Here is a 24829-nt window from a genome sequence, read left to right on the forward strand (position 1 = left end):
CGGGCTTACCGGATAGTCTTCGGCGTTGGCGGCGCCGTCCGTTCGGTGCTTCTTCGCTGGGGGTCGGTGTGTGCTGCGTGCATACCGACCCTGAGCGGCCGCCCCGGGGGGAAGGGGCGATCGTCAGCGGGCGGCGATGATGCCGTTGGGCAGCAGGACGCCGAGGGTGGTCGTGTCGTTGACGAGGTTGAGCATGTCCAGCAGTGGCTGCACCAGCGCGCCGACGGGCCCGCCGGCCGCCAGCGAGTCGGCGGACGCCGGGGTGGTGAGGGCGGTGGTCAGCAGCGCGCCACCGGCGAGGGTGCAGGCGATACGGCCCATGAGCTTCATGGACACCTCCGTGAGAGTTACTGAAAGTGACTGACTGGCACCCTACGTGATCGAGGGGGCGAAGTTCGGTAAGGCGCACGGTCAGGCGGGCTGGACGGGAAGCATGACCTCCACCGTGGTGCCCCCGCCCGGAGCGCCGGTGACCAGGCAGATCCCGCCCAGCTCGGCCGTGCGCTCGCGCATCGAGGTCAGGCCGACGCCCGAGCGGTGCTCCGGCGGCAGGCCGGCGCCGTCGTCGGCGACCAGCAGGCGCAGCGCCCCGGGCTCGCGGCGCAGCTCGACCCGGACGCTGGTGGCCCGCGCGTGCCGCCGCACGTTCGTCAGCGCCTCCTGCGTGATCCGGTAGACGGCCACCTCGACGGCGGCGGGCAGGCCGGTCAGGTCACCCTCGGTGATCACCTGCGCGGCGGGACCGTCCGGCCCGGCCAGTGCCCGTACGGCGGCGGCCAGGCCCAGGTCGTCCAGGGCGGGTGGGCGCAGGCCGTAGACGAGCTGCCGCAGGTCGCCCGTGACGGCGTCCATGCCGGTACGCAGCTCGCGCAGCAGCCCGTCGGCCGCCTCCGGGGAGGTCTTCAGGCTCAGACGGGCCATGTTGACGGTCATGGCCAGCCCGCTGAGGGTCTGGCCGAGGCCGTCGTGCAGGTCGCGGCGCAGCCGCCGGCGCTCCTCCTCGCGGGCGGCCAGCATGCGTTCGCGGGAACGTTGCAGGTCGGCGGCCAGCCGGACCGCGTGGGCCACGTCGGCCGCGTACGGGACCAGCGTGTCCAGGACGCGCTCGTCGTGCGCGGCCGGGAAGCGTCGCGCGGCGGGTGGGCCGACCAGGAGCCGCCCCACCCACTCGCCGTGCCAGATCAGGGGCACCTCGCGCGGGGAGTCGCCGAGCTGCCCGCTGTCTATGCTCGCCCTGCCGGCCGGGTGGCCGGGCTCGCCGCCGGTCACCTCGATCGCGGCGCCCTGCACCGCCAGGCCCTCGCGCAGCACGCCGAGCACCGCCGCCAGCGCCTGCGCCGGATCGCCCCGGCGCACCTCCTGGGCCAGCCGCTCGGCCAGCACGCGCGGATCGCCCACCGGCCCGTAGAGCAGGCGGTCGACCACGCGTTGCAGCGCCCGCCGCAACGGCTGGAAGAACGCGCCCGTGAGCAGCGCGGAGGCGAGCCCGGCGACCTGGTGGTACCCCGACACCATCAGGCTCGACAGCGTGGCCACCCCGAAGTAGACCCCGCCGATCACGGCCAGCAGCCCGGCGGCGACGAACGTCCGGCTGATGACGGTGTCGATGCCGTAGAGCCGGTAGCGGGTCACCGAGATCACCATCGACACGGGGATGACCGTCGCCCACGCGATCGACAGCCACTCCAGCCCGGGCACGACGATGGCGACGAGCATGAAGACGATGTACCCGGCGAAGGAGAACAGCGGCCAGCCGATCTGCCGCCGTACCGTCGGGTCGGCCCGGCGGAAGCGCAGCAACATCGACCAGGCCGCCAGCGGCAGCGTCGAGAGGATTCCGGTCCAGGCCACCACCGTGACCACCGGCCAGATCGGCGCCAGCTCCGGGACCTGCAACGGGTTCGGGATGACCGCGGGCAGCGGGTAGCCCTCGGCCGGCGGGTCGGGGCGTACGAACATGTGGGCCAGCTCCACCGCGGTCGACACCGCGCCGAGCAGCACCACCAGGCGCCAGCGCCGCGACGGCAGCCTGCTGTCGGGGGAGTACAGCGGCAGCAACATCTCCAGCAGCAGCCCGGACACCGCCCAGCCGACATGGGCCGGTAATCGCACCCATCCCGCCAGCGCGAGCTCCCCGCCCGCCGCGGCGGCCAGCATCGCCGACTGGCAGAACGTGTTGACCGCGCCGCCCAGACCGCCCGCGCACATCAGCCACGCCAGCCTGAGCCGCGGCCGGTGCATGATGAGGAACGCGCTGAACGCCGGGAACGTGACCCCCGCCGCCGCCAGCGGCGTGAAGATCTGCGGCAGCCGCCACTCGGACGGAAGCGCCGCGTACATGAGGATCGCGGCGAGCACGAGCACCGGCGAGACCACGGCCATGACGACGGCGACCACCCGGGCTGCCCACGCCATCAGTCCCCGCCTTCCGGCTGCCGTCCCGCCCGACCCTAGCGTGCCTGCGGAACGGTCCGCCACGCGCGCCGGTGCAGGACCGCGCGGGTCAGCGCAGCGACCGCAGCAGGGCGTCCCGGTCGAGGACGTCGATCGGCCACGTACGGGAGCGCAGGGTGCCCCGATCGCGGTAGGCGCGCATGATCGCGACGTGCTCGCGCAGCCGGACGAACCCGCGCAGATCCTCCTCGGTCCGCCACACCGACAACGAGCCGACCCGGCGGCCGGCGAGGTCCACCCAGAGCCACATGCCCACCGCGCCCGGCAGCTCGGGCCAATGCCGGCTCAGGGACCGGCCGCGCCGGGCGATGCCGGGCAGGTCGAGGAGCCGTCGCATGCGGAAGTCCGTCAGGGCGGCCACCATCGGCCCCCGGCTGTGGCTCTCGGGGCCGGGGATCCAGCGTGACGTCAGCATGCGGCGTCCGGTCCGGCGGCGATCTCGGATGTCATGCCGCCAAACTATATTAACGACCGATCGGTTGTATATCTGGAGGGTCAGGCGTCACCGGGCGCGAGGGCGTCGGCGAGCGCGCGCCAGTGGGGCATCGCCGTGCGGCCGGGCTCGATGCCGATCACCTGCACGGCGACATGGTCGGCCCCCGCCTCCACGTGGCCGCAGAGCTTGCCGACGACGGTGTCCAGGTCGCCCCAGAAGACGAAGTCGTCGACCAGGCGGTCGCTGCCGCCGCCGGCGAGCTCGTCCTCGGCGTACCCGAGCCGCTGGAACTTCGCCACGTTGTACGGCGTGCTCAGGTAGGGACGCAGGTGCTCGCGGGCCGCGGCGCGGGCCTTGGCGGGGTCGGTCTCGAACAGCACCGGGTGCTCGACGGCCAGGAACGCGTCAGGGCCGAGCAGGTCCCGCGACTCGGCGGTGTGCGCGACGTTGACGTGGTAGGTCTGGGCGCCCGCCGCGCGGTCGCGGGCCAGTTCGAGCATCTTGGGCCCGTACGCAGCCAGGATGCGGCGTACGCCCGCCTTCGGGACCGGGTTGACGGTCTCCAGCTCGTCCATCTCGTCCAGGTAGGTGCGCATGGCCTTCAGTGGGGTCGTCCCCGGGCGCGGCTCGCCGCCGAAGCCCAGGCCCAGAAGATGCCGGTCGGGATAGGCGTCGGCGAGCAGCAGGGCGGCGCCGTACGTCCACCTGGCCTCGCGGGCCCAGATCTGGGCGATGCCGTTCACGATGTGCAGGCGCCGCGTGCAGGCGAGCAGGAACCCGGCGTGCGTGAGCGCCTCGCGCCCGAGGAGCTCCGGCATCCAGAACGCGCGCCACCCCTGCTCCTCCAGCTCCTGGATCGACTCGCGCATCCGCGCGGCCGGCTGGTGCTCGAAGTCGAACGTGTAGATCCCGAACGTGCCGAGATCCAGGCCGTCGATGGCGCTCATGGGACATCCCCCTCGATCATCTGCCGATCACTTCAAGGATAGACATATCGTAAAATGTCGATATGACACAAGTCGGAGGCGCTTCGAGGGGCGGCGCGGGTCTCTACAGCGTGTGCCCGAGCGTGGCGACGAGCTGGGCGATGCGCTGCTCGTCGCGCTTGTAGTGCGTCCACTTGCCCACGCGGGTGGCGCGTACGAGCCCGGCGCGCTGCAACTCGCTCATGTACGCCGACACCGTCGACTGGGCCAGCCCCACCTTGGCCTGGATGTGGGTCACGCACACCCCGACCTCCACCGGGTCGGCGATCGCCCCCTCCAGGGAGAAGTGGCGCTCCGGCTCCCGCAACCACGACAGCAGGTGCAGCCGGGTCGGGTTCGCCAGGGCCCGCAACGCGTCCGACAGCTCGGAATCGGTCATGAGTGCAGCTTCCGCCATGGAGGCGATCCTAGGCACTCATCGACGTATCGGGGTAATTCGATGCGTGCCCGGCCGAGGGCAACGGACGGCAACGCCTCAGAAGATTCTCCGGACCCGGAGTAATCCATCCAGTCAAGACGATTGCCTTGAATAAGGCGATCGCCTTATATTCCGAAGTGTCGGGCTATCAAGCTGGAGGACGCATGACCGCTGACGCGATCCCCGATTTCCCCTTCGACCGCCCCACGGCGCTGGAACCGCCCCCGCAGCTCGACGACCTGCGGGACAAATGCCCCGTGGCCCACGTACGCCTGCCCAGCGGCGACGTCGCGGCGCTCGTGACCAGGTACGACGACGCCAGAGCCGTGCTGGCCGACCCCCGCTTCAGCCGCAACCTCGCCCGCGAGGGCGCCGCCCGGCTGTCCACCACCGAGGACGGCGGCCTGTTCAACCGGCGCAAGGACGGCGCCGGCGACATCGGCGAGGGCGAGGGCCACATGCGGTGGCGGCGGCTGCTGAGCCGCTGGTTCACGGCACGGAAGATGGAGGTGTGGCGCCCCCGGGTCCAGGCCATGGCCGACGACCTGCTCGACTCCATGCTGGCCAAGGGCTCCCCGGGCAACCTGTCGTCCGGCCTGGCCCTGCCCCTGCCGGTACGGGTCATCTGCGCGCTGGTCGGCGCGCCGAGCTCGGACCAGGACAAGTTCGCCCACTGGTCGAGCACGATGCTGACCCTGACGCGCAACACCCAGGAGGAGGTCGACGCGGCCTACCGGGACTTCAACGCGTACGTGTCGGACCTGGTCGACCGCAACCGCGCGAACCCCGGCGACGACCTGCTCAGCGAGCTGACCCAGATCACCGACGCCGAGGACGGCAGGCTCAGTCAGGGCGAGCTCGTCGCCACCGTGCGCGGGCTGCTGCTGGCCGGCCACGAGACCACGTCCAACATGATCGCCATCATGACGGCGATGCTGCTCTCCGACCGGCGTCGCTACGAGGCAGTGATCGACGACCCCGACCTGATTCCGGGCACCGTGGAGGAGGTCCTGCGGCTGGACAGCACGTTGTCGGCCATCGGCGGCGTGCCCCGGTTCATCACCGAGGACGTCGAGCTGAGCGAGGTCGCCGTGCCCGCCGGCAGCACGGTGATCCCGCACATCCCGGCGGCCAACCGCGACCCGGCCAAGTTCGCCGACCCCGGCCGGTTCGACCCGCGCCGGGAGAACAGCAGCCAGCACCTCACCTTCGGCGCCGGACGCCACTACTGCCTCGGCCAGCCGCTGGCCAGGCTGGAGCTTCAGGTCGTCCTGGACCTGCTGACGCGACGGCTGCCCGACCTGCGGCTCCGCGACAACCCGGACGAGCTGCGGCTGCGCACGGGCGGCCTGTCCGGCGGCCTCCAGGACGTGTGGGTCACCTGGTGACCCGCTGACCTCCACCGGCGACATGGGATAACGTTCGGGGACGGTGGTGGAAACGAGATCGAGGACCGGTCATGGACGTCAGTACGGCGGTCGCCGCGCCGTCTCCCCGCTCGATCCGCGCCAAGGACAAGATCATGCAGACCGCGGAGCGGCTCTACGCCGAGCACGGCTTCGCGCACGTGTCGATCAGGATGATCCGCGAGGCGGCGGGCCAGCGGAACAAGTCCGCCGTCCAATACCACTTCAGCACCCGTGACGAGCTGATCCACGCGATCCTGTCCCGTCACGCGGCCGCCATCGACCGGCACCGCCTGCCGATGGTGGCCGCGCTCGAGGCGTCGGGCGAGGTGTCGCTGCGCGACTGGATCACGTGCGTGATCGCGCCGAGCATCGAGCACCACATCGAGCTCGGCACGCCGTCCTGGTACGGGCGCTTCCTCGCCCAGGCCGTCGTGGAGCCGTCCCTGCGCGACTACGCGGCGCAGGCGACGTTGAGCACGCCGTCGTTCCGCCGGCTTGAGCTGCTGCGTCCGCCGGCGATGCGCGACCGGGAGCGCGAGCTGTCCGAGCGGCAGGCGGCGATGGTCCGGCTGCTCGTCGTGCACATGAGCGCCGAGCTGGAGACCGACCTGGCCGCCGGCCGTGCCGCCGCCGGTTCAGTCGAAGAATCCTGGCGGGCTCTGGGAGAACATCTCGTCACGGCCGTCTGCGGACTCAGCGGCGCCCTGCTGCCCTAGAGCGTCCCGGTCGGGCACGCGCCCGAGCTGCCCGCCGGTGCCGCGAGGGGCGCCGAACTGGCGGACCGCCTGGTAGTACAGCTTGGCCAGCGCGTTGCAGCTCGGCTGACGGAAGATCGTGTACCCGGCGCACACCTGCCTGAGGTCGAACAGGAACGCCTTGTCGACGTGCTCCTTGTTCGCCCGGAAGTCGCCGACCGCCTGGTAGTTCCGGTAGCCGAAGTCGTGCCGCCGGCACGCGATGCTGAAGTCGAAGCCGAGCGGCTGGTCGGGGCTGTTGGTGCAGCCGTCGGTGGACCAGTCGAAGTCGAAGTCGGCCCACGACCTGCGGTCCGACCAGGCGTCCCGCCACGCCGCGGCGCTGGACTCGGTGGGCTGCGTGAACTCCGCCAGCGTGGCGAGCTTCTCCTCCAGCGTCACCGCCTGGGCGGGCGGCGCGGTCGCGAGGACGGCGACCAGAGAGAGCGCGAGCGGGACCGGCGTCTTGAGAGCCCGTCTGACCATGGGAACCTGCCTGTCTCGACCGGGGCGGGAACATGTCATGGTCAGATTCGCCCGCCGGTCCGGTGAGAGCCGGGAGATACAGGAAAACCACTGGCAAAGGTCGTGTCCGATTTCCGACGGGAAACCGCAGGTGGGCGGGGGAGCGGGTCATCCCGGTTCGTCGGCGCGGTTCATCTCCTCGGCCCGTGCCAGGGCCTCGGCCAGGGGCGGCACGTCCCAGACCGTGCGTTCGGCGTCCGTGGTGACGGGGTCGACGCGGTAGAGGGACCAGCGGCCGCCGATGTCGACGTACTGGGTGCCGTAGCGCTGGGGCAGGCCCATGTGCAGCAGCCACCGGTCGAGGGCCGACGCCGCCAGCCTGCGCGCGGGGCGGAAACCGGCGTCGGCCGCCCGCCGCGCCAGCTCGAAGGCCAGGTGGTAGTGCTCGGCCAGCCCGCCGTGCCGCATCACCGCGGCCAGGTGGAAGTAGTCGCCCGGCGAGCGGACCTCCCCGGCGGCGAACTTCTCCATGCAGCGCGCCCGCCGGGCCAGGGCGCGCTGGTCGCCGCCGTCCTCGGGCCCGCCGTCGCGACGGTCGTGCTGGTCGCGCTCGAACAAGTCGCGCAGCTCCGGATCGCCGGGCGACTCGCGGTCGGGGTCGGCGAGCTTGGCGAGGATTTCCGGCAGGCTGAACATTTCGCTGCGCGGCGCGGCCGACCATCTGCGCGCCGCTCGCGCGCGGCTCTTTCCAGTACGGGTATCCGCCACGTTGCCAGCGTGCCGGGACAAGCCGGGGCGCGCAAGACGGCGCCACGCCGCAATATAGGGAAAATGTAGGGCCGTCTCCCGTTGACGCTTTTTTGGGCCCGGGTGATGATGGCCGCGAAAGGGACGTCCGTGCCTCCGCCGGAAATGAGGAAATGCGTGACCCTGCTTGTGCGAGCGAATGCCCGACGCCCCGGTGCGCCCGGACAGTGCCGTGACACGGCCGTGAGCTGCGGTTTTCCGGCGGGCGGTGGCGGGGGCTGAGCAGATGACGTCCGCGCCCGGCGATACGGAACTCCTTCGCGCCCGCCGTGCCGAGTTGGCCGCCGATTTCGGGGCACATGAATTCATGCCCGTCCGGCCCGGCGTCCCGGCCATTGACTCCCGGTGGTGCGGAATTCTAGAACGGTCAGCGCGGAGAAGCGTTTCTGACACCGCCGGTGAAAACGCGCGACGAGTACGGCAAGCGACATTCCGTACAAGGCGCGAGCGGAAAAGGATCGGGCGCGCGTACGAGGAAGGGCGTGACATTCCGCGCCCGCCGCTCGCCGCCGGCGAGGAGAGAGCCCCGCAGGGCGTGGCGAGGACGGCGGGACGGCATGCGTGACCTCGTCGCGGCCGCCGCCGACGCCCTGCGGGCGCTCGACGAGGCGCTGCTCGACCTGCTGAAGGCGCTGCCGTCCGAGGACCCCGGCGCGCGGGCCGCGCTCAGGGCGGAACTCGCGCGGGCGGGCGTCACGGACGAGGACGCCGGACGCTGCCTGCGTGTCCTGCGGCTGGTGTTGTCGGGCGAGCACACGCGGGCGAGCGACTGGATCGGGGTGACGGCGGTGTTCCAGTGCGGCTTCTGCGGCTCGGTGCCCGATCCGGCCGATCTCGTCGTCGGCAAGGCCGTCTCGGTCTGCCTGGGATGCGCGCTGCTGGCGACGGCGGGGACCACGGGCGGCGACCGGGAGCCGGCGGAACGGCCGTGCGCTTTCTGCGGCGCGCGGGCCGTGCCCGCCCATCTGGGCGCCGACGGTGACATGACCGTCTGCCGCGCCTGCGGCGAGCTGGTGCTCTACATCATCGCCAGCAAGAAACGCGCCGGTTGACACCCCCGGCGGACGGCAGGGCGGCGGGGGTCAGCCGCCCTGCGTGTAGACGGTCCTCCAGCGCGAGCACCGGCCGACGGGCCGCTTGGCGGTGCCGCGGCACACCTGCACCCTGATCTGCAGCGCCCCGCCGACGTTCTTGCGGAAGGTGCCCGTGCTCCTCATGCAGTTGTAGACGCCATGCGTGTGCCAGCGGCCGTTGCTCCCGCTCTGGTACCTGATCAGGGCCCATGAGCAGCCCTTGCCGCGGTCGTCGTCGAGATGTCCGGTCACGGCGAGCCCCGACTGCCCGGCCACGACCTTGCCCCGGGCGGTCGCCAGGCCGTCGGTCGAGTGCAGGGCGCCCCACCTCCAGCTCGTGGGATCGGCGGCGGCCGCCGTGCCCATCGCGGCGAGCGTGAGGACGGCGGCGCCCAGGGCGGCCAGGACGCGGGTCGGAAGATGGTTCGTCACCGGTCCAGAACTACCGGCCGGCACTTGTGGCCGACTTGGAAGCGGGATGAGGGATCAGGGCGAGGGGCAAAGGGCCGGGGCGGTGCCGTAGGCGTACCGGAGGAAGTCGACCAGGTAGGCCGGCCAGGCGTTCCAGTCGTGGCCGCCCTTGGTGTAGCAGTAGCGGTGGCCGACGCCGAGGGTGGTCAGCGTCGTGTCGAACTCGCTCGCGTACGCCCCGAGGATCGGCTCGCTGACGCCTGTGGCGTCGTCGCTCGCCCCGGTGTCGTAGCCGCAGGCGGCGGGGGCGGGCTCGGTGCCGTTCGGGACGTGCGGGAGGCTCGCGCAGCCGCCGGCGTAGAGGGCCAGCCGTCCCGAGTAGGGGGCGTACTTGCCCTGGGTGACCAGGTCGGCGGGGTTGGCGGCGGGCCAGTCGTCGACCGTGCGGCCGTGGAAGACCGTGGTGGTGTGCGGGCCGAACAGCGTGTCCAGGCGGTAGCGGCGCTGCACCTCCTGGTCGAGGACGGGCAGCGGGCTGCCGTTCTCGTACTTGTTGACGCGGAACTCGCCCAGGTCGGTCAGGTTGATCGCCGCGCCCGACTGCCACATGGAGTCGGAGATCGTGCGCTGGGCGGGCTTGGCGCGCAGGTCGATGCCGGGCGAGAAGGCGCCGATCACGGAGAAGACGCCGGGGTGCGCGGCCGCGTACCGCAGGGTGCCGTAGCCGCCCATGGACAGGCCCGCCAGGCCGCGCCCGGACCGGTCGGCGACGGTGTTGAAGTTGGCGTCGATCCACGGGATGAGCTGGTTGATGTGGTACGTCTCCCACTTCGGGGCGAAATATCCATCCGTACGGCCGGCCCAGTTCGCGTACCAGCCGGTCATCCCGCCGGTCGGCATCACCACGATCCCGTCAAAGGAGCCCGCCGTCCGGACCAACGAGACGAGGTCGGCTTTGGTGGTCCACGAGTCGTAGTTGTCGCCGCCGCCGTTGATCAGGTAGAGCGCGCGGTAGCGGGTGGCGCGCTGGGGGTCGTACCCCTTGGGCAGGTAGACGCGGACGGTGATCGGGCGCGACAGCGGGCTGATGACCGGGGTGCCGCCGGACGCCTGGAAGATCGCCGTCGAGGTCATCGTGACGTCCCGCAGTTCGGAGCCGTCGCTCTGCGGGTGACGCTGCACGTCGGCGCAGGTGATGCCGTAGCCGTCGGCGTGGGGGAGCACGGTCGCGCACCCGGCGGCCTCCGCGGGCGCCCCCAGCGCCACCATCGTGCCTGCGAACAGTAGTAATCCGGCCAGGGTGGACATGAACCGCATGGCTCTCCTTCGGTTCGGACTCCCGACCGCCCCAACCTACGGGGGGACCGGCGGCCCGCGCGTCAACCGCCGGTCCGAAGGGGGTCAACTTCTGCCGTACTCCTCAGCGCAGGTGGGCGGCCGTCCAGCAGTCGGGCGCGCCGGGCCTGCCGCAGGTCGTCAGCCCGCGGAGCACCCCGGCCAGGTAGGCGGTCCTGGCGTTGCCGGGGTCGTTCGACTCCTGGCGGGGGTCGGTGACGGTGTCGTAGTACTCGGGCTTCGGGTCGCCCTCGTACTCGACGTACAGCTCTCCGGCGGTTCGCACCGCGTTGTACGTGGGCGGCTGCGCGTTGCCCTTCTTCAGCCGGTCGGCGTCGGGGTCGGGCCTGCCCGGCGTCCGCGGGTCCGGTTTGACGTGCTCGACCAGCGCCGCCTGCCGCCAGTCCGTGACCTGCCGGCCCTGGACGAGCGGCAGCAGGCTGCGGCCGTCCCGGCTGTCGCGGACCGCGGGGGCGACGCCGGCCATGTCGAGGAAGGTCGGGAACAGATCCACGTTCTGGGCGATGGCGTCGGTCACCAGCCGGTCGCCCTGTCCGGTGACCGGCCGCCTGATCAGCAGCGGGACCCGTACGTCGTGGTCGTAGGCGGTGGACTTGCCGCGTACCAGGCGGTGCTGGCCGAGGTGGAAGCCGTTGTCGCTGGCGAACACGACGTAGGTGTCGCGGCGCTCCTGCTCGGTCAGCGTGGACAGCACCCGTCCGACCATGTCGTCGACCGACTGGACCATGCGGATCCGGTCGCGGAAGTCCTCGCGCAGCTCCTCGGTGCGCTTGGCCCCGATCGGGGCCCTGCGGACCCAGGAGGGCTTGTCGGCGGTGTCCTCGTCGAAGGAGGGCAGGGCGGTGACGTCGATGCCGTCGCAGTCGGGGCCGCCGCAGTCGCCGTGCGGGAACTCGCCGGCCGGGAAACGGTCCTTCGGACGGTCGCGCGGCGCGGGCGGGAAGCGCGGCTCGGTGTCGCCGGGCTTGACGTCCACCCGGTTGTGCGGGGAGAAGGGCGCGACCTGGAGGAAGAACGGCCGGCCGGGGGCGTGCTCGCGGGAGCGCTCGATGAAGCCGGTCGCGCGCCGGGCCAGCTCGTCGACCAGGTACGTGCCCTTGGAGGGGGCGATCGCACGCCTGCCGCCCGACTCCTCCCTGATGTAGCGGGTGAGCTGGTACCTGAACTCGTTGTAGCCGCCGCCCGCCGAGACGTGCCACTCGTCCCAGCCGGGCGGCACCTGGTAGCCGGGGCGGGCGGGGTACTCGTTGATGTACTTGCCCAGGTAGCCCGTGCGGTAGCCGGCCTGGTGGAGGGGGACGGCGTAGGTGCGGCTCTCGTGCGGGGCGAACGCCTGGTAGCCGCCACGGTCGTAGCCCTGGTTGGTCCGTACGCCGGTGTTGTGGGGGAACTGGCCGGTGAACATCGTGGCCCGGGAGGGGCAGCAGAGCGAGTCGGACACGTAGTAGTTCGTGAACGTGGTGCCGCCGTCGGCGAGGCTGCGGACCGTGTCCATGTAGGGCAGCAGGTCGGCTGACAGGTCGTCGACCAGGAAGAAGATGATGTTCGGGCGGGTGGGGGCCGGGGCCGCCGTGGGGGCGGCGGTCGCGGGGGAGGCGGCGAGCAGGGCGAGGACGATGGTCACCGCCGCAGCCACGATTCTCCTGATATTTCCGGACAACGACATGACTGCCTCGTAAGCGGTGGGGAGGGGAGGAATGGCGCTGCCCAGTAATACCAGACAAACCACCCATAGAGCACAAAACCCCCCACTTCTCCCGGCCGTCCGGCCCGCCGAGGGCGCGCCGGACGGCGGGTTGCAGAGGGCGAGGGTTGCGAGGGGCGCCCTGAAGGCGGGCTACGGGCGGGGCTGAGGTTGTGCCTGGCCAGGGACGGCGGGTTGCGTCCGGGGGCGGGTCTAGGGAGTGAGGACGCGGGTCAGGGTTTCCTGGACCGTGGCGCGGACCGTGGGCGGGTCGTCCAGGTCGAAGCCGACCACCAGGCCGTCCCTGACCAGGAGCAGGATGTCGGCGGTGCGCTCGGCGTCGGGGTGGCCGTCGGCCGCCAGGAGGTCGCGGTACAGGTCGCGCGACCAGCGCCGGTGCTCGGCGATGGCCCGCCGTACGGGATGCGCGGGGTCCGGGTACTCCGCCGCCGTGTTGACGAAGGGGCAGCCGCGATAATCGGCGCCGGACCCGAACTCGCACATGAACGCGAAGATGGCCTCCAGCGTCTCCCGAGGTGAGGCCGCGCGCAGGGTGGCGACCATCGCGCGCTGCGTCGAGCCCTGTTCGGCGATGTAGGCCCGGACCAGCTCGTCCTTGCTCGGGAAGTGGTGGTAGAAGGTCGCCTTCGCGACGCCCGCCTCGGCGATGATCCGGTCGATGCCCACCGAGTGCACGCCCTCGGCGTAGAACAGCCGCGCCGCGGTCTCCAGGACGCGGGCGCGGGCCGGGCTCGGGCGAGGGTCCTTCGCCGTCTCTGCGGTCACCCCTTGACGCTACCAGACAGACCTGTCTAGTCTCAGGCTCAGCAGGGCAGACAGACAGGTCTGTCTACTACAGGAAAGGCGAACGAGACATGAGCATGTACACCGCCATCGCCACCTCCGCGGGCCGCGACGGGCGCGCGGTCTCCTCCGACGGCAGGCTGGACGTCAAGCTGGCCCTGCAGAAGGAGCTGGGCGGCGACGGCGAGGGCACCAACCCCGAGCAGCTCTTCGCCGCCGGTTACGCCGCCTGTTTCGCCTCGGCGATGCGGCTGGTGGCCGGACAGAGGCGGCTCGACGTCGCGGACGCGTCGGTCACGGCGGAGATCGGCCTGTCGCCCAACGGCGCGGGCGGCTTCCAGCTCGACGCCACGCTCCGCGTCGAGCTGCCCGACGACATCTCGCCCGAGGCCGCCCGCGAGCTGGTCGAGGCCACCCATCAGGTCTGCCCGTACTCCAACGCCACCCGCGGCAACATGCCGGTCAACCTGATCGTCGAGTGAGCGGGGAGAAGATCGTGCGGAGGTAGAGACGAGAGGCTTGGAGTGTGACATGTTACATGCCATGCGAATCACTCTCTCCGCGGCGGCCGTCCTGATGGCGATCGCCGCGCTCGGCACCCCACCCGTCTCCGCGGCGGCGGCGGAGCCCGCGCCGCCACCCGCGAAGAAGATGAGCAGGGAGATCTCCCCGCTCAGCCCGCAACAACGCGAACAGGCGGCACTGCGCAGGCAGGCCGTCGAAGGCGTCTTATCCCCGGGCGCGGCGGCGGCCGACGCCCGGACCGGCCGCTCGGCCAAGGTCGGCCACCGCTACGTCGAGCTCGCCCAGGAACGCAAGGATCAGGTCTTCGTCGTCCTGGCCGAGTTCGGCGACAAGGTGGACAACGAGACGAAGATCGACGGCCAGGTCAAGTACGGCGGCCAGCCGGGCCCCCGCCACAACGCGATCCCCGACCCGCGCCGCACCGACGACAACCACACCCTCTGGCGTCCCGACTTCGACCGCGCCTCCTACACGAAGTCCTACTTCGCGACCGGCGGCAACTCGCTGCGCGACTACTACCGCCTCCAGTCCTCCGGCCGCTACGACCTCGACGGCTACGTCAGCGACTGGGTGCGCGTGCCGTACAACGAGGCCCGCTACGGCAGTGACCGGTGCGCCCCCGAGGAGGGCGGCATCTGCTGGAACAACTGGGACCTGGTACGCGACTCCGCCAACGCCTGGTACGACGCGGAGAAGGCCAAGGGCAGGACCTCGGACCAGATCCGCGCCGAACTCGCCAAGTACGACGTCTGGGACCGCTACGACTACGACAACGACGGCGACTTCGACGAGCCCGACGGCTACCTGGACCATTACCAGGTCGTGCACTCCGGCGTGGACGAGACCTGGGGCGGCGGCGCGCAGGGCGCGGACGCCGTCTGGGCCCACCGCTACTTCGCCTACTGGCCCGAGCGCGGCCAGGCGGGCCCCCAGGGCAACCGCAACGGCGGCACCCAGATCGGCGACACCGGCATCTGGGTCGGCGACTACCTGACGGTCGGGGAGAACAGCGGCGTCGGCCTGACCGCCCACGAGTTCGGCCACGACCTCGGCCTGCCGGACCTGTACGCGGGCGGCGGGGACAACTCCGTCAACTTCTGGTCGCTGATGTCGTCCGGGTCCTACCTCAGCTCGCGGACCGGGCCGCTCGGCGAGTACGCCGGCGACCTGGACGCCTGGAGCAAGCTCCAGCTCGGCTGGCTGGCCTACGACCGGGCCCGCGCGGCCACTCCCTCCACGCACACGCTGGGCGTCGGCTCCTACAACACCCGAGATCCGCAGGCGCTCGTGGTGGACCTGCCGCCGCGCGAGATCAGCACCCCGCTCGGCCGGCCCTACCAGGGGGAGTGGCAGTGGTGGAGCGGCAAGGGCGACAACCTTGAGCAGACGCTCACCCGGCGCATCGACCTCTCCCGGGCCACGGAGGCGACGCTGAAGGCGCACGCGGCGTACGCGATCGAGCAGGGCTACGACTACCTCTACGCCGAGGTGTCCCGCGACGGCGCGGCCTGGTCGCCGGTCGGCCGGCCGCTCACCGGGAGCTCGGACTGGCGTGAGATCACCTACGACCTCACCCCGTACGCGGGCGGCCAGATCTGGTTCCGCTTCCGCTACTCGACCGACTCCAACACCTCCGAGTCCGGCTTCCGGGTGGACGACGTCCAGGTGCCCGGCGTGTTCGCCGACGACGTCGAGCAGGGTGAGGGCGAGTGGACGGCGGTGGGCTTCGCCCGCAGCGGCGAGGTCGGCGTGCAGCGCTTCTCCCGGGCCTACCTCGCCGAGAACCGGCGTTACACCGGCTACAACGCCCATCTGCGGACCGGGCCGTACAACTTCGGGTGGACCGGCAGCCAGCGGGTCGAGCACTACCCGTACCAGCAGGGGGTGCTCATCTGGCTCTGGGACGCCTGGTACGGCGACAACACCACCCGCGACCACCCCGGCGAGGGCATGATCCTGCCCGTGGACGCCCGGCCCGAGCCGCTGCGCTGGGCCAGTGGGGCGGCGGCCGGGGCGCGGCTCCAGGTGTTCGACGCGCCGTTCGGCAACGCGCGCACGGACCGGCTCCGGCTGCACTCGGCGGGGGTTCCCGCGGTGTTCCCGGCGCGTCCGGGCGTGCCGGTGTTCGACGACCGCAACGGCGTCTACTGGCACCCTGACCTGCCCCAGCTCGGGGTGAAGGTGCCCGACACCGGCACCCGGATCGCCGTCCTGCGTGACGGCGACCGCGCGGTGGTGCGCGTCTCCGGGTGATAGAGCCGGGTGCGGCCCGCATGCGGGGAGGCGGGCCGCACATCTATGGGCGTTTACGACACTTTTAGGCGGTTTCGGGCAGTGTTGTCGTGTTGTATCCCATAGAGAGGAAAGATCATGACCTCTGGGCCTGACGGGTTCGGCACGGCGGACACTCTGACGAGCAAGCCGCCCAGGCGCCGATTCCCCCGCTCGGTTCTCGTCGCGGCGACCACCGTGGCCGTGCTGGCCACCGGCGCGGGCGTCGCCGCCGCCTCGGCGCTCTCGCCGGCGCCCTCGCCCACCGCGACCCCTTCGGCCGGTCCGACGGACTCGCCGGCGGCCGGCCCGTCGGAATCGCCGTCCGGCAAGGAGCGGGGCTGGGGGCGCGGGTTCGGCGGCCCGCCCGTCCACGGCGAGTTCGTCGTCCCCGACGGGAAGGGCGCGTACGTGACGGTGGCCACCCAGTACGGCGACGTCACCGCCGTGGACCAGGACTCCGTCACGGTCAAGAGCGCGGACGGCTACACCAAGGAGTACGCCGTCGACGCCGGCACCCGGGTCAACCGCGACGAGGGCATCGACGCGATCAAGGCCGGTCAGAAGGTCATGGTCAGCGCCAAGGTCAGCGGCGGCACGTCCACCGCCGTCACCGTCCACGACGTGACCGCCCGCGGACCGCACTCGGGCGGCGGCGACCACCGCGACGACAGGGACGGCGGCAAGGACGGCCACCGGCACGGCGACCAGCGGCCCACCCCGTCACCCAGCTCCACCTCCTGACCGATCACCGGTCCCCGGTTCGCGAGAGGGCGATTATGCCCCCCGTATATACCCTCGGTATATAGTTCGGGCATGAGCGTCCCTCTTGCGCTGCTCGGCCTCCTTGAGCGGGAGCCGAGCCACGGCTACGACCTGAAGCGCGACTACGACACCTTCTTCGGCCGCGGCAAGTCGCTGCCCTTCGGCCAGGTGTACTCCACCCTCGGCCGGCTGGCCAGGGACGGCAAGGTCACCGCCGGGGAGAACGAGCCGGGCGACGGCCCCGAGCGCAAGCGCTACGCGATCACCCCGCTCGGCGCGCGGGAGGTCGATGCGTGGCTGAGCGAGCCGGTCGCGGCCGAGCCGTACCTGCAGACGGTGCTGTTCACCAAGGTCGTGCTGGCGCTGATGCTGGGCCGCGACGCGGCGGCCTACCTCGACCTCCAGCGCGCCACGCACCTGCGGCGCATGCGGGAGTTCGCGCAGATCAAGCGAGGCGACTCGCTGGCCGACGCGCTGCTCGCCGACCACGGCATGTTCCACCTGGAGGCCGACCTGCGCTGGATCGACGTCACGCAGGCGCGGCTGGACGCGCTGGCCGAGCTGGTGCGGACGTCGTCGTGATCCTCCAAGCCCGCGAGATCAGCCGCTCCTACGGCCGCACCCCGGCGCTGCGCGAGGCCAGCGTGGAGGTGGCCGCCGGGGAGATCGTGGCGGTCATGGGCCCGAGTGGCTCGGGCAAGTCGACGCTGCTGCACTGCCTGGCCGGGATCTTCACCCCCGACAGCGGCGAGGTGTGGTTCGACGGGCAGCGCCTGGACACCATGAGCGACGACCGGCGCACCCGGCTGCGGCGCACCGCGTTCGGCTTCGTGTTCCAGTTCGGGCAGCTCGTGCCGGAGCTGACCGCGGCCGACAACGTCGCCCTGCCGTTGCTGCTCGCGCGTACCGGGCGCAAGGAGGCGTACCGGCGGGCGGCGGACTGGCTGCGCCGGCTGGAGCTGGACGACCTGGGCGGCCGGCGCATCGGCGAGCTGTCCGGCGGGCAGGCGCAGCGGGTGGCGATCGCCAGGGCGCTGGTGACCGGGCCGCGGGTGCTGTTCGCCGACGAGCCGACCGGCTCGCTCGACTCGCTGACCGGCGAGCACATCATGGAGCTGCTGGTCGGCCTGGCGCGCGAGGAGGGCACGACCGTGATCGTGGTGACCCACGACGCCCGGGTCGCCTCCTCCGCCGACCGCGAGGTCATCGTCCGCGACGGCAGGCTCACCGACCCCTACGCCGGCCAGGTCGTACGGTGATCGCCCTCGGCCTGCGGCTGTCGCTGGCCGGAGGCAGGGAGGCGGCCGCCCGGCTCGCGCTGATCGTCGCCGGGGTGGCGGTCGGCGTGGCGGTGCTGCTGACCACGCTCTCCCTGTTCAACGCCTTCCAGACGGCCAACGAACGCACCTGCTGGGAGTGCACCCGCGGCACCGCGCCCAGCGGCTGGGCCCTCGACGCCACCGCCACCGGCGCCCTGTGGAACTACCACGAGGACTACTACGCCGGCCGCGTGATCAGACGCCTCGACGCCGCCGCGCTCGGCGCCCGGGCCCCCGTCCTCCCCGGGCTGTCCCGCATGCCCGCGCCCGGCCAGTACTACGTCTCCCCGGAGCTGGCCCGGCTGCTGGACTCGGCGCCGCGCGCGCAGCTCGCCGACCGCTTCCCCGGCGTCAGGGCCGGGACGGTCGCCCGCGCCGCGCTGTCCGGCCCCGACGACCTGACCATCGTGGTCGGCCGCACGCCCGAGCAGGTCGCCGCCCTGCGCGGCAGCCGCCAGGTGGACACGACGGCCGACGAGCCCGCCATCGACGACAACGCCGACATCTACCGGTTCGGGTTCGCCGTCGCGGCCGTCGGGCTGATGGTGCCGCTGCTCGTGCTCGTCAACACCGCCACCCGGCTGGCCGCCGCCCGCCGCGAGGCGCGCTTCGCCGCGATCCGGCTGGTGGGCGGCACGTCCCGGCAGGTCACCCTGTTCGCCGCGGTGGACGCGGCGCTCGGCGCGCTGACCGGCACGCTCGCCGGGATCGTGCTCTTCCTCCTGGTACGCCCGGCCGTCGCCGCCGTCCGCGTCACCGGCTCCCGGTTCTTCCCCGACACGGTGACCCCGGCCGCCTGGCAGTACGCGGCCGTGCTGGCCGGCGTCCCGCTGCTGGCCGGGGTGAGCGCGCTGTGGTCGCTGCGCCGCGTACGGATCTCGCCGCTGGGCGCGCTCAGGAAGGGCGCCCCACGGCCGCCGCGGGCCTGGCGGGTGATCCCGCTGCTGGCCGGGCCGGCCCTGTTCGCGGGTCCGGCGTTCCGCACCGAGAACCGCGATCCGGACGCCGTCCTGGCCTCGGCGGGCCTGGCGCTGACCATGGCCGGGCTGATCCTGGCCGGCCCCTGGCTGACGATGCTGGCCGCGCGCCTGGCCGCCCGGCTGACCGGGGGAGCGGCGACGCTGCTGGCCGCCCGGCTGCTGGCCGCCGATCCGAAGGCCGCGTTCCGGTCGGTGAGCGGCCTCGTCCTGGCGGTGTTCATCGGGACGGCGATCGCCGGGATCGTCCCCGCCGTGCTGGACGGCCAGCGGGCGGTGGCCGGCGGCACGCTGTCCGGCGTGCTGCGCGCCCCGCTCGGCGACGTCGCCGGCGGCGGGCTGTCGCCGCGGGCCGGGGCCGACCTGGTGGCCCGGCTGCGGGCCCACCTGGGCGTCGGCGTGCTGCCGATCTACGCCGCCAAGGAGGAGGAGAACCGGGTGATCGACCCCGAACGCCCGCCGCCGCCCCGGGCGGTCGTCGAGTGCGCCGACCTGGCCCGCTTCCCCGCGCTCGGGCAGTGCCCGCCGGGCGCGCGGGCCGTCGCCGGGCGGTTCGACCGCGTGGTGGAGGCCGACAACCCGCTCACCATCGACAAGCTGATCCCCCTGGCCGGCACCGGCAGCGAACCCGTCTCCGCCGACGGGCTCAACCTGGCCTCCGTGCTGGTCGCCATGCCCGACCCGGCGGCCCTGGAACAGATCCGCACCCTGCTGGCCGGGCAGAGCACCGGCCCGCCGATGACGTTCGACGAGGTCGCCCAGGTCCGGGCGACGCTCTACACGCAGGCCGAGAACATCGCGCTGGCCATGGTCGCGCTGACCCTGCTCGCCGGCGGCTGCAGCCTGCTGGTGGCGGTCGGCGGCGGGCTGATGGAGCGACGGCAGCCGTTCACGCTGCTGCGGCTGGCGGGCACGCCCGGCCGCACCCTGGGCGCGGTCGTGCTGCTGGAGTCGGCGCTGCCGCTCGTCCTGGCGGCCGTCGTCGCGGCCGGGGCCGGGTTCGCCGTGGCGGCGCCGTTCATCGACGCGCTCGGCATGAAGGGGGCCTCCCTGGCGATGCCGGGGCCGGCCTACTTCGCCGGCGTCGGCGGCGGGCTGGCCGCGTCCCTGCTGGTGATCCTGACCGTTCTGCCGCTGCTGCGGCACATGACCGCGCCCGACAACGCGCGCTTCGAATAGGAGCCACATGAAGCTGCGGACATCGACCGTGGCGGTCGTTCCGGCGTTGGTGCTGGCCGTGGTCGCCGCCCTGCTCACCGGCCCGCCGTCCGCGGCCGCCGCCGGTCGCCACGCGGCCGAGATCCGGCGCACCGAGTACGGCATCCCGCACGTGTCCGCCAAGGACCACGGCGGCCTCGGCTTCGGCTACGGGTACGCCTTCGCCCAGGACAACCTGTGCGTGCTGGCCTCCTGGGTGGTGACGCTGCGCGGCGACCGGTCCCGCTACTTCGGCCCGGAGGCCGAGTCCGACGACCCGGTGCGCCCGGTCGCCAACCTCACCAGCGACCTGTACCACCGGAGCGTCGCCGACTCCGGCGTCGTCCGGCGGCTGCTGGCCCGGCCCGCCCCCGTCGGCCCGAGCGCCGAACTGCGCGAGCTGGTGGACGGGTACGTGGCCGGGTACAACCGCTACCTCGACGACACCGGCGTGGCCAACCTGCCCGACCCCACCTGCCGCGGCAAGTCCTGGGTCGGCCCGATCACCGCCGACGACGTCTGGGCCAACCTCCTCGACCTCAGCCGCATGTCGGGCGGCTCCGCCCTCAAGGAGGCCATCGTCGGAGGAGGGGACGGCGGGGGAGAGGGCCCGCGGCGCGCCCCCGGCAGCAACGGCTGGGCGCTGGGCCGCGAGGCCACCCGCGACGGCAACGGCATGCTGCTGGCCGACCCGCACTTCCCGTGGAACGGCGTCCGCCGCTTCTACCAGGTGCAGCTCACCATCCCCGGCGTGCTCGACGTCGCCGGCGGCAGCCTGTACGGCACCCCCGTCGTGCAGATCGGCCACAACACGACCGTCGCCTGGACCCACACCGTCTCCCACGCCCAGCGCTTCACCCTCTACCGGCTCCGGCTGGCGCAGGGCGACCCCACCACCTACCTGGTCGACGGCCGGCCCGAGCCGATGGGCCGCCAGGACGTCGAGGTGCCGCTCCAGGACGGCACCTTCGTCTCACGCACCCTGCTCACCTCCCGCTACGGCCCGGTGCTGGCCGCCGGGCACGGCAAGGAGTACGCGTACGCGCTGGCCGACGTCAACGCCGCCAACCTGCGGGCGGCCGACGAGTGGCTGGCGATGGCCAAGGCCGGCGACGTACGCGAGCTGCGCGCCGCCCAGGACGCCCACCAGGGCATGCCGTTCGTCTACACGCTGGCCACCGACGTCGGCGGGACCGCGTCCTTCGCCGACGCCTCCGTCGTCCCGCACGTCACCGACGCCCAGGCCCGCCGCTGCGCCAAGCCCTCACCCGACCCGTCGATCGACGCGCTCGTCCTGGACGGCTCGACCTCGGCGTGCCTGTGGGGCAAGGACGCCGACGCGATCGTGCCGGGCATCTTCGGCCCCGGCAGCCGGCCCGGCCTGACCCGCGCCGACTACGTCGCCAACTCCAACAACAGCCCGTGGATGGCGAACCCGGCCGCGCCGCTGACCGGCTACGACCGGGTCTGGGGCACCGTGCGGACCGACCTGGAGCTGCGGCCCCGGGTGAGCCTGGACATGATCGACCGGCGGCTCAAGGGCTCCGACGGGCTCGGCGGCCCCGGCTTCACCCTGGAGACGCTCCAGGCCACCGCCCGGAGCAAGCGCAATCACGGCTTCGAGCTCATGCGCCCGGACCTGGTGGCGTTGTGCCGTGAGCACCGCGAGCTGCGGGCCACCTCGGGGGAGCGGGTCGACGTGCGGGCCGCCTGCCGGACGCTGACCCGCTGGGACGGCCGCGCCACGCTCGACAGCGAGGGAGCCGTCCTGTGGCGGCGGTTCTTCGACGGGCTGCAGGTCCCGGTCAAGCCCGGGGAGCCGCCGCAGGGCTGGTGGCGGGTGCCGTTCGATCCCGCCCGTCCGCTCGCCACGCCGCGCGGCCTCAAGCGGGACGACCCCGCCGTGCTACGGGCCCTGGCCGACGCCGCGCTGTTCTTCCGGGCCAACGGGCTGCCCCTGACGCTCACCACCGGCCAGGCCCAGCACTACGCGTCGGTCCCGATCCCCGGCTGCACCGAGGGTGAGGGCTGCTTCGACCGCGTCCGCAACTCCGGCCCGCTCGGCAAGGACGGGCGCTACCCCGACGTGAACACCGGCTCCAGCTTCATGATGGCCGTCGAGCTCACCCCCGGCGGCCCCCGCACCCGGACCGTCCTCACCTACTCCCTGTCCGCCGACCCGAGCTCGCCCCACCACGCCGACCAGACCGCCCTGTTCTCCCGCGGCGGATGGGTCACGGAACGCTTCACCGACGCCGAGATCGCCTCCGACCCGGCCCTGAAGGTCACCAGCGTGAGCGGCTGACCTGTCCGGCAGGACCGCCACCGTCCGCGGCTGGATCAAGCGCGGCTTCGCCACCGGGGACCCGGGCTCCTGCAACACCTGGGCGGCTCCCTCCTCCAAGGTGCTCTGAGCCGCCTCTCGCGGTGCCTGTGAACAGGTGTCATGCCGGTGACCGGGGGCATGACCTGGGCAAGGGCATCTCGGGGGGTGCGGTGGGCGGACAGTGGCCGGAGGGCGGTGCGCACGGCGGGGACCTGGGGCCGTTCGGCTCCGAGAAGCTCCGCCGGCTGCAGGCGAGCCTGGTGCAGATCGAGGATCTGCACGGCCGGATGGCGCGCCTGCTGGACGCCGTCCTCGCGATCAGTTCCGAGCTGGAGCTGAACGCCGCGCTTCGCACGATCGTGGAGGTCTCGGCCGACCTGGTGGACGCCCAATACGGTGCCCTCGGCGTGCTCAACGAGCAGGGCGAGTTCGCCGACCTGTTCACCTACGGGGTCTCCGAAGAGGTGTACGAGGCCATCGGCCGCCTGCCCACCACCCACGGCCTGCTCCAGGAGCTCATGGCCCAGCCCCGGCCGCTGCGCGTGGACGACGTGCTCGCCCATCCCAGCTTCCGCGAGTACCCACCCGGCCATCCGGTGATGCGCACCCTGCTGGGCACGCCGATCCTGGTCCGCGGCGTCGCGTACGGCACCCTGTACTTCGCGGACAAGCGGTCGGGCCTGCCGTTCACCGGCGACGACGAGCGGATCGTCGCGGCGCTGGCCAGCGCGGCCGGCGTCGCGATCGAGAACGCCCGCCTCTACGAGCGCATCCGCCGCAACACCGAGGAGTTCCAGCGCAGCCTGCTCCCGCCGCTGCCCGAGCTGAACGGCCTGTGGGCCTGCGCCCGCTACCTGCCCTCCAGCTCGGTCCCGCGCATCGGCGGCGACTGGTACGACGCGATCGTCCTGCCCGACGGCGTGCCCTGCCTGGTGGTCGGCGACGTGATGGACCACGACCTGCGCGCGGCCACCGTCATGAGCCACATCAGCAACATGTTGCGGGTGCTCGCCTACGAGCACTGCGAGCCGCCCTCCCAGATCCTGCGCCGCCTCGACGAGATCCTGCACGCCCTGCACGGCGGCCCGATGGCGACCGTGCTGCTGGCCCGCCTGGAGGAGTACGGCGGCACCGAGTGGCGGCTGCGCTGGGCCACCGCCGGCCACCTGCCGCCGCTGCTGCTCCCCACCGGCGGCCCCGCCCGCTACCTGCGGGCCGAGGGCGGCCACCCCCTCGGCGTCACCCCCGACCTGCCCCGGCCGGACCACCAGCAGATCATCCCGGCCGGGTCCACCCTGCTGCTCTACACCGACGGGCTCGTCGAGGACCGCGCGCACGGTGTCGACAGGGGCATGGAGAACCTGGCCCGCACCGCCTCCCAACTGCGCGACCTGCCCATCGAGGAGATGTGCGAGCTGCTGCTGGCCAACCGTGGCGACAGGTTCACCGACGACGTCGCCCTGCTCGCCCTGCGCCTCGGCGAACCGGCCGACCTGCACGCCGACTGAGCGCCCCGACCCCCGCACTATCGTGGCGTGGATGAACACCCCCGAAGCGGAGATCGACATCGACGACGCCCTCGTCGACCGGCTGATCCGCGCCCAGCACCCCGACCTGGCGGGCCCGCTCACGCTCGTCGCCAACGGCTGGGACAACGTCGTCCACCGGCTGGGCGACGGCCTGTCGGTACGCCTGCCGCGCCGGCGTGTCGCGGTCGACCTCGTCGTCAACGAGCAGCGCTGGCTGCCGGTGCTGGCCGGGTACGTCCAGGTCGCGCTGCCCGTGCCGGTGAGGGTGGGCGTGCCGGGCGAGGGCTACCCCTGGCCGTGGACGATCGCCCCCTGGTACGAAGGGCGCACGGCCGCCGACCTGCCGCCGTCCGAGCGGGCCGTCGTGGCCGTGACGCTGGCCGGTTTCATGAACGACCTGCACCGGCCGGCGCCGTCCGGCGCGCCGCGCAACCCCGTGCGGGGCGTCCCGCTGGCCCATCGCGACCGGGCGGTGCGGGAGCGGATGCCGTTCGCCGCCCGGCGGGACGAGCTGCTGCCGCTCTGGGAGCGGCTGGTGGCGCTGCCGCCCTGGCCGGGCCCTCCGCTCTGGCTCCATGGCGACCCGCACCCGGCGAACCTCCTGCTGGACGGGGGGAAGCTGGCCGCCGTCCTCGACTTCGGCGACGTGACCAGCGGTGATCCGGCCACCGACCTGGCCGCCGCCTGGCTGGTGTTCGACGAGGACGGACGCACGGTGTTCCGCGCCCACGTGGACGCCGACCGGGCGACCTGGGAACGCGCGCGGGGCTGGGCCGTCGTCATCGGCACGGCCCTGGCCGCCCACTCGGCCGACAACCCCGCGATGGCCGCCATCGGCGCGCACGTGCTCGACCAGGTGCTGCTCGATGACCAGATGTGACAG

The 24829-nt window shown here is 72.7% G+C and carries 23 protein-coding genes; 12 read left to right on the forward strand and 11 right to left on the reverse strand.

Features of this window, described 5'->3' with window-relative positions; all coding sequences use genetic code 11:
• Positions 1–123: 123 nt before the first annotated feature.
• The 5 genes from ACIA8R_RS26590 to ACIA8R_RS26610 all read right to left on the reverse strand — a co-directional run bounded on the left by ACIA8R_RS26590 (position 124) and on the right by ACIA8R_RS26610 (position 4255).
• Positions 124–330 (reverse strand): hypothetical protein, encoded by a 207-nt coding sequence (locus ACIA8R_RS26590; RefSeq protein WP_357707417.1) that lies wholly within the window; start codon positions 328–330, stop codon positions 124–126.
• 81 nt (positions 331–411) lie between these two features.
• Positions 412–2415 carry a sensor histidine kinase gene (locus tag ACIA8R_RS26595; protein WP_397040971.1) on the reverse strand — a complete coding sequence of 668 codons (2004 nt, stop codon included), beginning with the start codon at positions 2413–2415 and terminating at the stop codon, positions 412–414.
• An 88-nt stretch (positions 2416–2503) separates the two neighbouring features.
• Positions 2504–2869 carry a hypothetical protein gene (locus ACIA8R_RS26600; protein WP_357707420.1) on the reverse strand — a complete coding sequence of 122 codons (366 nt, stop codon included), beginning with the start codon at positions 2867–2869 and terminating at the stop codon, positions 2504–2506.
• An 80-nt stretch (positions 2870–2949) separates the two neighbouring features.
• A complete protein-coding gene (locus ACIA8R_RS26605) occupies positions 2950–3837 on the reverse strand; it encodes a TIGR03620 family F420-dependent LLM class oxidoreductase (RefSeq protein WP_397040973.1) in 888 nt (295 codons plus the stop codon).
• A gap of 103 nt (positions 3838–3940) precedes the next feature.
• On the reverse strand, positions 3941–4255 hold the full coding sequence (locus ACIA8R_RS26610) for a metalloregulator ArsR/SmtB family transcription factor (RefSeq protein WP_357707424.1): 315 nt from the start codon (positions 4253–4255) through the stop codon (positions 3941–3943).
• Between the two features lie 203 nt (positions 4256–4458).
• Here ACIA8R_RS26610 and ACIA8R_RS26615 point away from each other — a divergent pair, with 203 nt between their 5' ends.
• Both ACIA8R_RS26615 and ACIA8R_RS26620 read left to right on the forward strand, forming a co-directional pair.
• On the forward strand, positions 4459–5682 hold the full coding sequence (locus ACIA8R_RS26615; protein WP_397040975.1) for a cytochrome P450: 1224 nt from the start codon (positions 4459–4461) through the stop codon (positions 5680–5682).
• A 71-nt stretch (positions 5683–5753) separates the two neighbouring features.
• Complete coding sequence (locus tag ACIA8R_RS26620; RefSeq protein WP_364092085.1) at positions 5754–6419, forward strand: helix-turn-helix domain-containing protein; 666 nt, start codon at positions 5754–5756, stop codon at positions 6417–6419.
• Here ACIA8R_RS26620 and ACIA8R_RS26625 read toward each other — a convergent pair.
• The gene (locus ACIA8R_RS26625; protein ID WP_357707429.1) at positions 6339–6923 is read right to left on the reverse strand and encodes a phospholipase; all 585 of its coding nucleotides are present in this window, start codon (positions 6921–6923) and stop codon (positions 6339–6341) included. The two genes, ACIA8R_RS26620 and ACIA8R_RS26625, sit on opposite strands and share 81 nt — an antisense overlap.
• 147 nt (positions 6924–7070) lie before the next feature.
• Positions 7071–7598 (reverse strand): hypothetical protein, encoded by a 528-nt coding sequence (locus ACIA8R_RS26630; protein WP_357707431.1) that lies wholly within the window; start codon positions 7596–7598, stop codon positions 7071–7073.
• A gap of 668 nt (positions 7599–8266) precedes the next feature.
• Between ACIA8R_RS26630 and ACIA8R_RS26635 the strand changes: the two genes are divergently transcribed.
• A complete protein-coding gene (locus ACIA8R_RS26635) occupies positions 8267–8761 on the forward strand; it encodes a hypothetical protein (RefSeq protein ID WP_357707432.1) in 495 nt (164 codons plus the stop codon).
• Positions 8762–8791: 30 nt separating this feature from the next.
• Here the strand turns inward: ACIA8R_RS26635 and ACIA8R_RS26640 are convergent, their stop codons facing one another.
• From ACIA8R_RS26640 to ACIA8R_RS26655, 4 genes are all read right to left on the reverse strand, one after another.
• A complete protein-coding gene (locus tag ACIA8R_RS26640; RefSeq protein WP_397040977.1) occupies positions 8792–9214 on the reverse strand; it encodes a hypothetical protein in 423 nt (140 codons plus the stop codon).
• 54 nt (positions 9215–9268) lie between these two features.
• Positions 9269–10510, reverse strand: a complete 1242-nt coding sequence (locus tag ACIA8R_RS26645) for an alpha/beta hydrolase (protein ID WP_397040979.1) — start codon at positions 10508–10510, stop codon at positions 9269–9271.
• 103 nt (positions 10511–10613) lie between these two features.
• Entirely contained in the window at positions 10614–12185 is a 1572-nt protein-coding gene (locus tag ACIA8R_RS26650) for a sulfatase (protein WP_397040980.1), read from the reverse strand.
• A 261-nt stretch (positions 12186–12446) separates the two neighbouring features.
• The gene (locus ACIA8R_RS26655) at positions 12447–13019 is read right to left on the reverse strand and encodes a TetR/AcrR family transcriptional regulator (RefSeq protein WP_397040982.1); all 573 of its coding nucleotides are present in this window, start codon (positions 13017–13019) and stop codon (positions 12447–12449) included.
• Between the two features lie 89 nt (positions 13020–13108).
• On the opposite strand from ACIA8R_RS26655, the gene ACIA8R_RS26660 reads away from it, so the two are divergent.
• The 9 genes from ACIA8R_RS26660 to ACIA8R_RS26700 all read left to right on the forward strand — a co-directional run bounded on the left by ACIA8R_RS26660 (position 13109) and on the right by ACIA8R_RS26700 (position 24826).
• Positions 13109–13519 carry an organic hydroperoxide resistance protein gene (locus ACIA8R_RS26660; RefSeq protein WP_357707441.1) on the forward strand — a complete coding sequence of 137 codons (411 nt, stop codon included), beginning with the start codon at positions 13109–13111 and terminating at the stop codon, positions 13517–13519.
• A 61-nt stretch (positions 13520–13580) separates the two neighbouring features.
• Entirely contained in the window at positions 13581–15815 is a 2235-nt protein-coding gene (locus ACIA8R_RS26665) for an immune inhibitor A domain-containing protein (protein ID WP_397040984.1), read from the forward strand.
• 117 nt (positions 15816–15932) lie between these two features.
• On the forward strand, positions 15933–16577 hold the full coding sequence (locus ACIA8R_RS26670; RefSeq protein WP_397040985.1) for a hypothetical protein: 645 nt from the start codon (positions 15933–15935) through the stop codon (positions 16575–16577).
• A 72-nt stretch (positions 16578–16649) separates the two neighbouring features.
• The gene (locus tag ACIA8R_RS26675; RefSeq protein WP_397040987.1) at positions 16650–17180 is read left to right on the forward strand and encodes a PadR family transcriptional regulator; all 531 of its coding nucleotides are present in this window, start codon (positions 16650–16652) and stop codon (positions 17178–17180) included.
• Entirely contained in the window at positions 17177–17857 is a 681-nt protein-coding gene (locus tag ACIA8R_RS26680) for an ABC transporter ATP-binding protein (protein ID WP_397040988.1), read from the forward strand. Before ACIA8R_RS26675 ends, ACIA8R_RS26680 begins: the two co-directional genes overlap by 4 nt.
• Positions 17854–20073 carry an FtsX-like permease family protein gene (locus ACIA8R_RS26685; RefSeq protein ID WP_397040990.1) on the forward strand — a complete coding sequence of 740 codons (2220 nt, stop codon included), beginning with the start codon at positions 17854–17856 and terminating at the stop codon, positions 20071–20073. The genes ACIA8R_RS26680 and ACIA8R_RS26685 overlap by 4 nt, the downstream gene beginning before the upstream one ends.
• Positions 20074–20080: 7 nt before the next feature.
• The gene (locus ACIA8R_RS26690) at positions 20081–22396 is read left to right on the forward strand and encodes a penicillin acylase family protein (RefSeq protein ID WP_397040992.1); all 2316 of its coding nucleotides are present in this window, start codon (positions 20081–20083) and stop codon (positions 22394–22396) included.
• Between the two features lie 128 nt (positions 22397–22524).
• Positions 22525–23925, forward strand: coding sequence for a PP2C family protein-serine/threonine phosphatase (locus tag ACIA8R_RS26695; protein WP_397040994.1), 1401 nt, complete (start codon positions 22525–22527; stop codon positions 23923–23925).
• Between the two features lie 31 nt (positions 23926–23956).
• On the forward strand, positions 23957–24826 hold the full coding sequence (locus ACIA8R_RS26700) for an aminoglycoside phosphotransferase family protein (protein ID WP_364092109.1): 870 nt from the start codon (positions 23957–23959) through the stop codon (positions 24824–24826).
• Positions 24827–24829 lie beyond the last annotated feature (3 nt).

It is taken from the genome of Nonomuraea sp. NPDC051191 (genome assembly GCF_044455665.1).
Lineage (GTDB): Bacteria > Actinomycetota > Actinomycetes > Streptosporangiales > Streptosporangiaceae > Nonomuraea.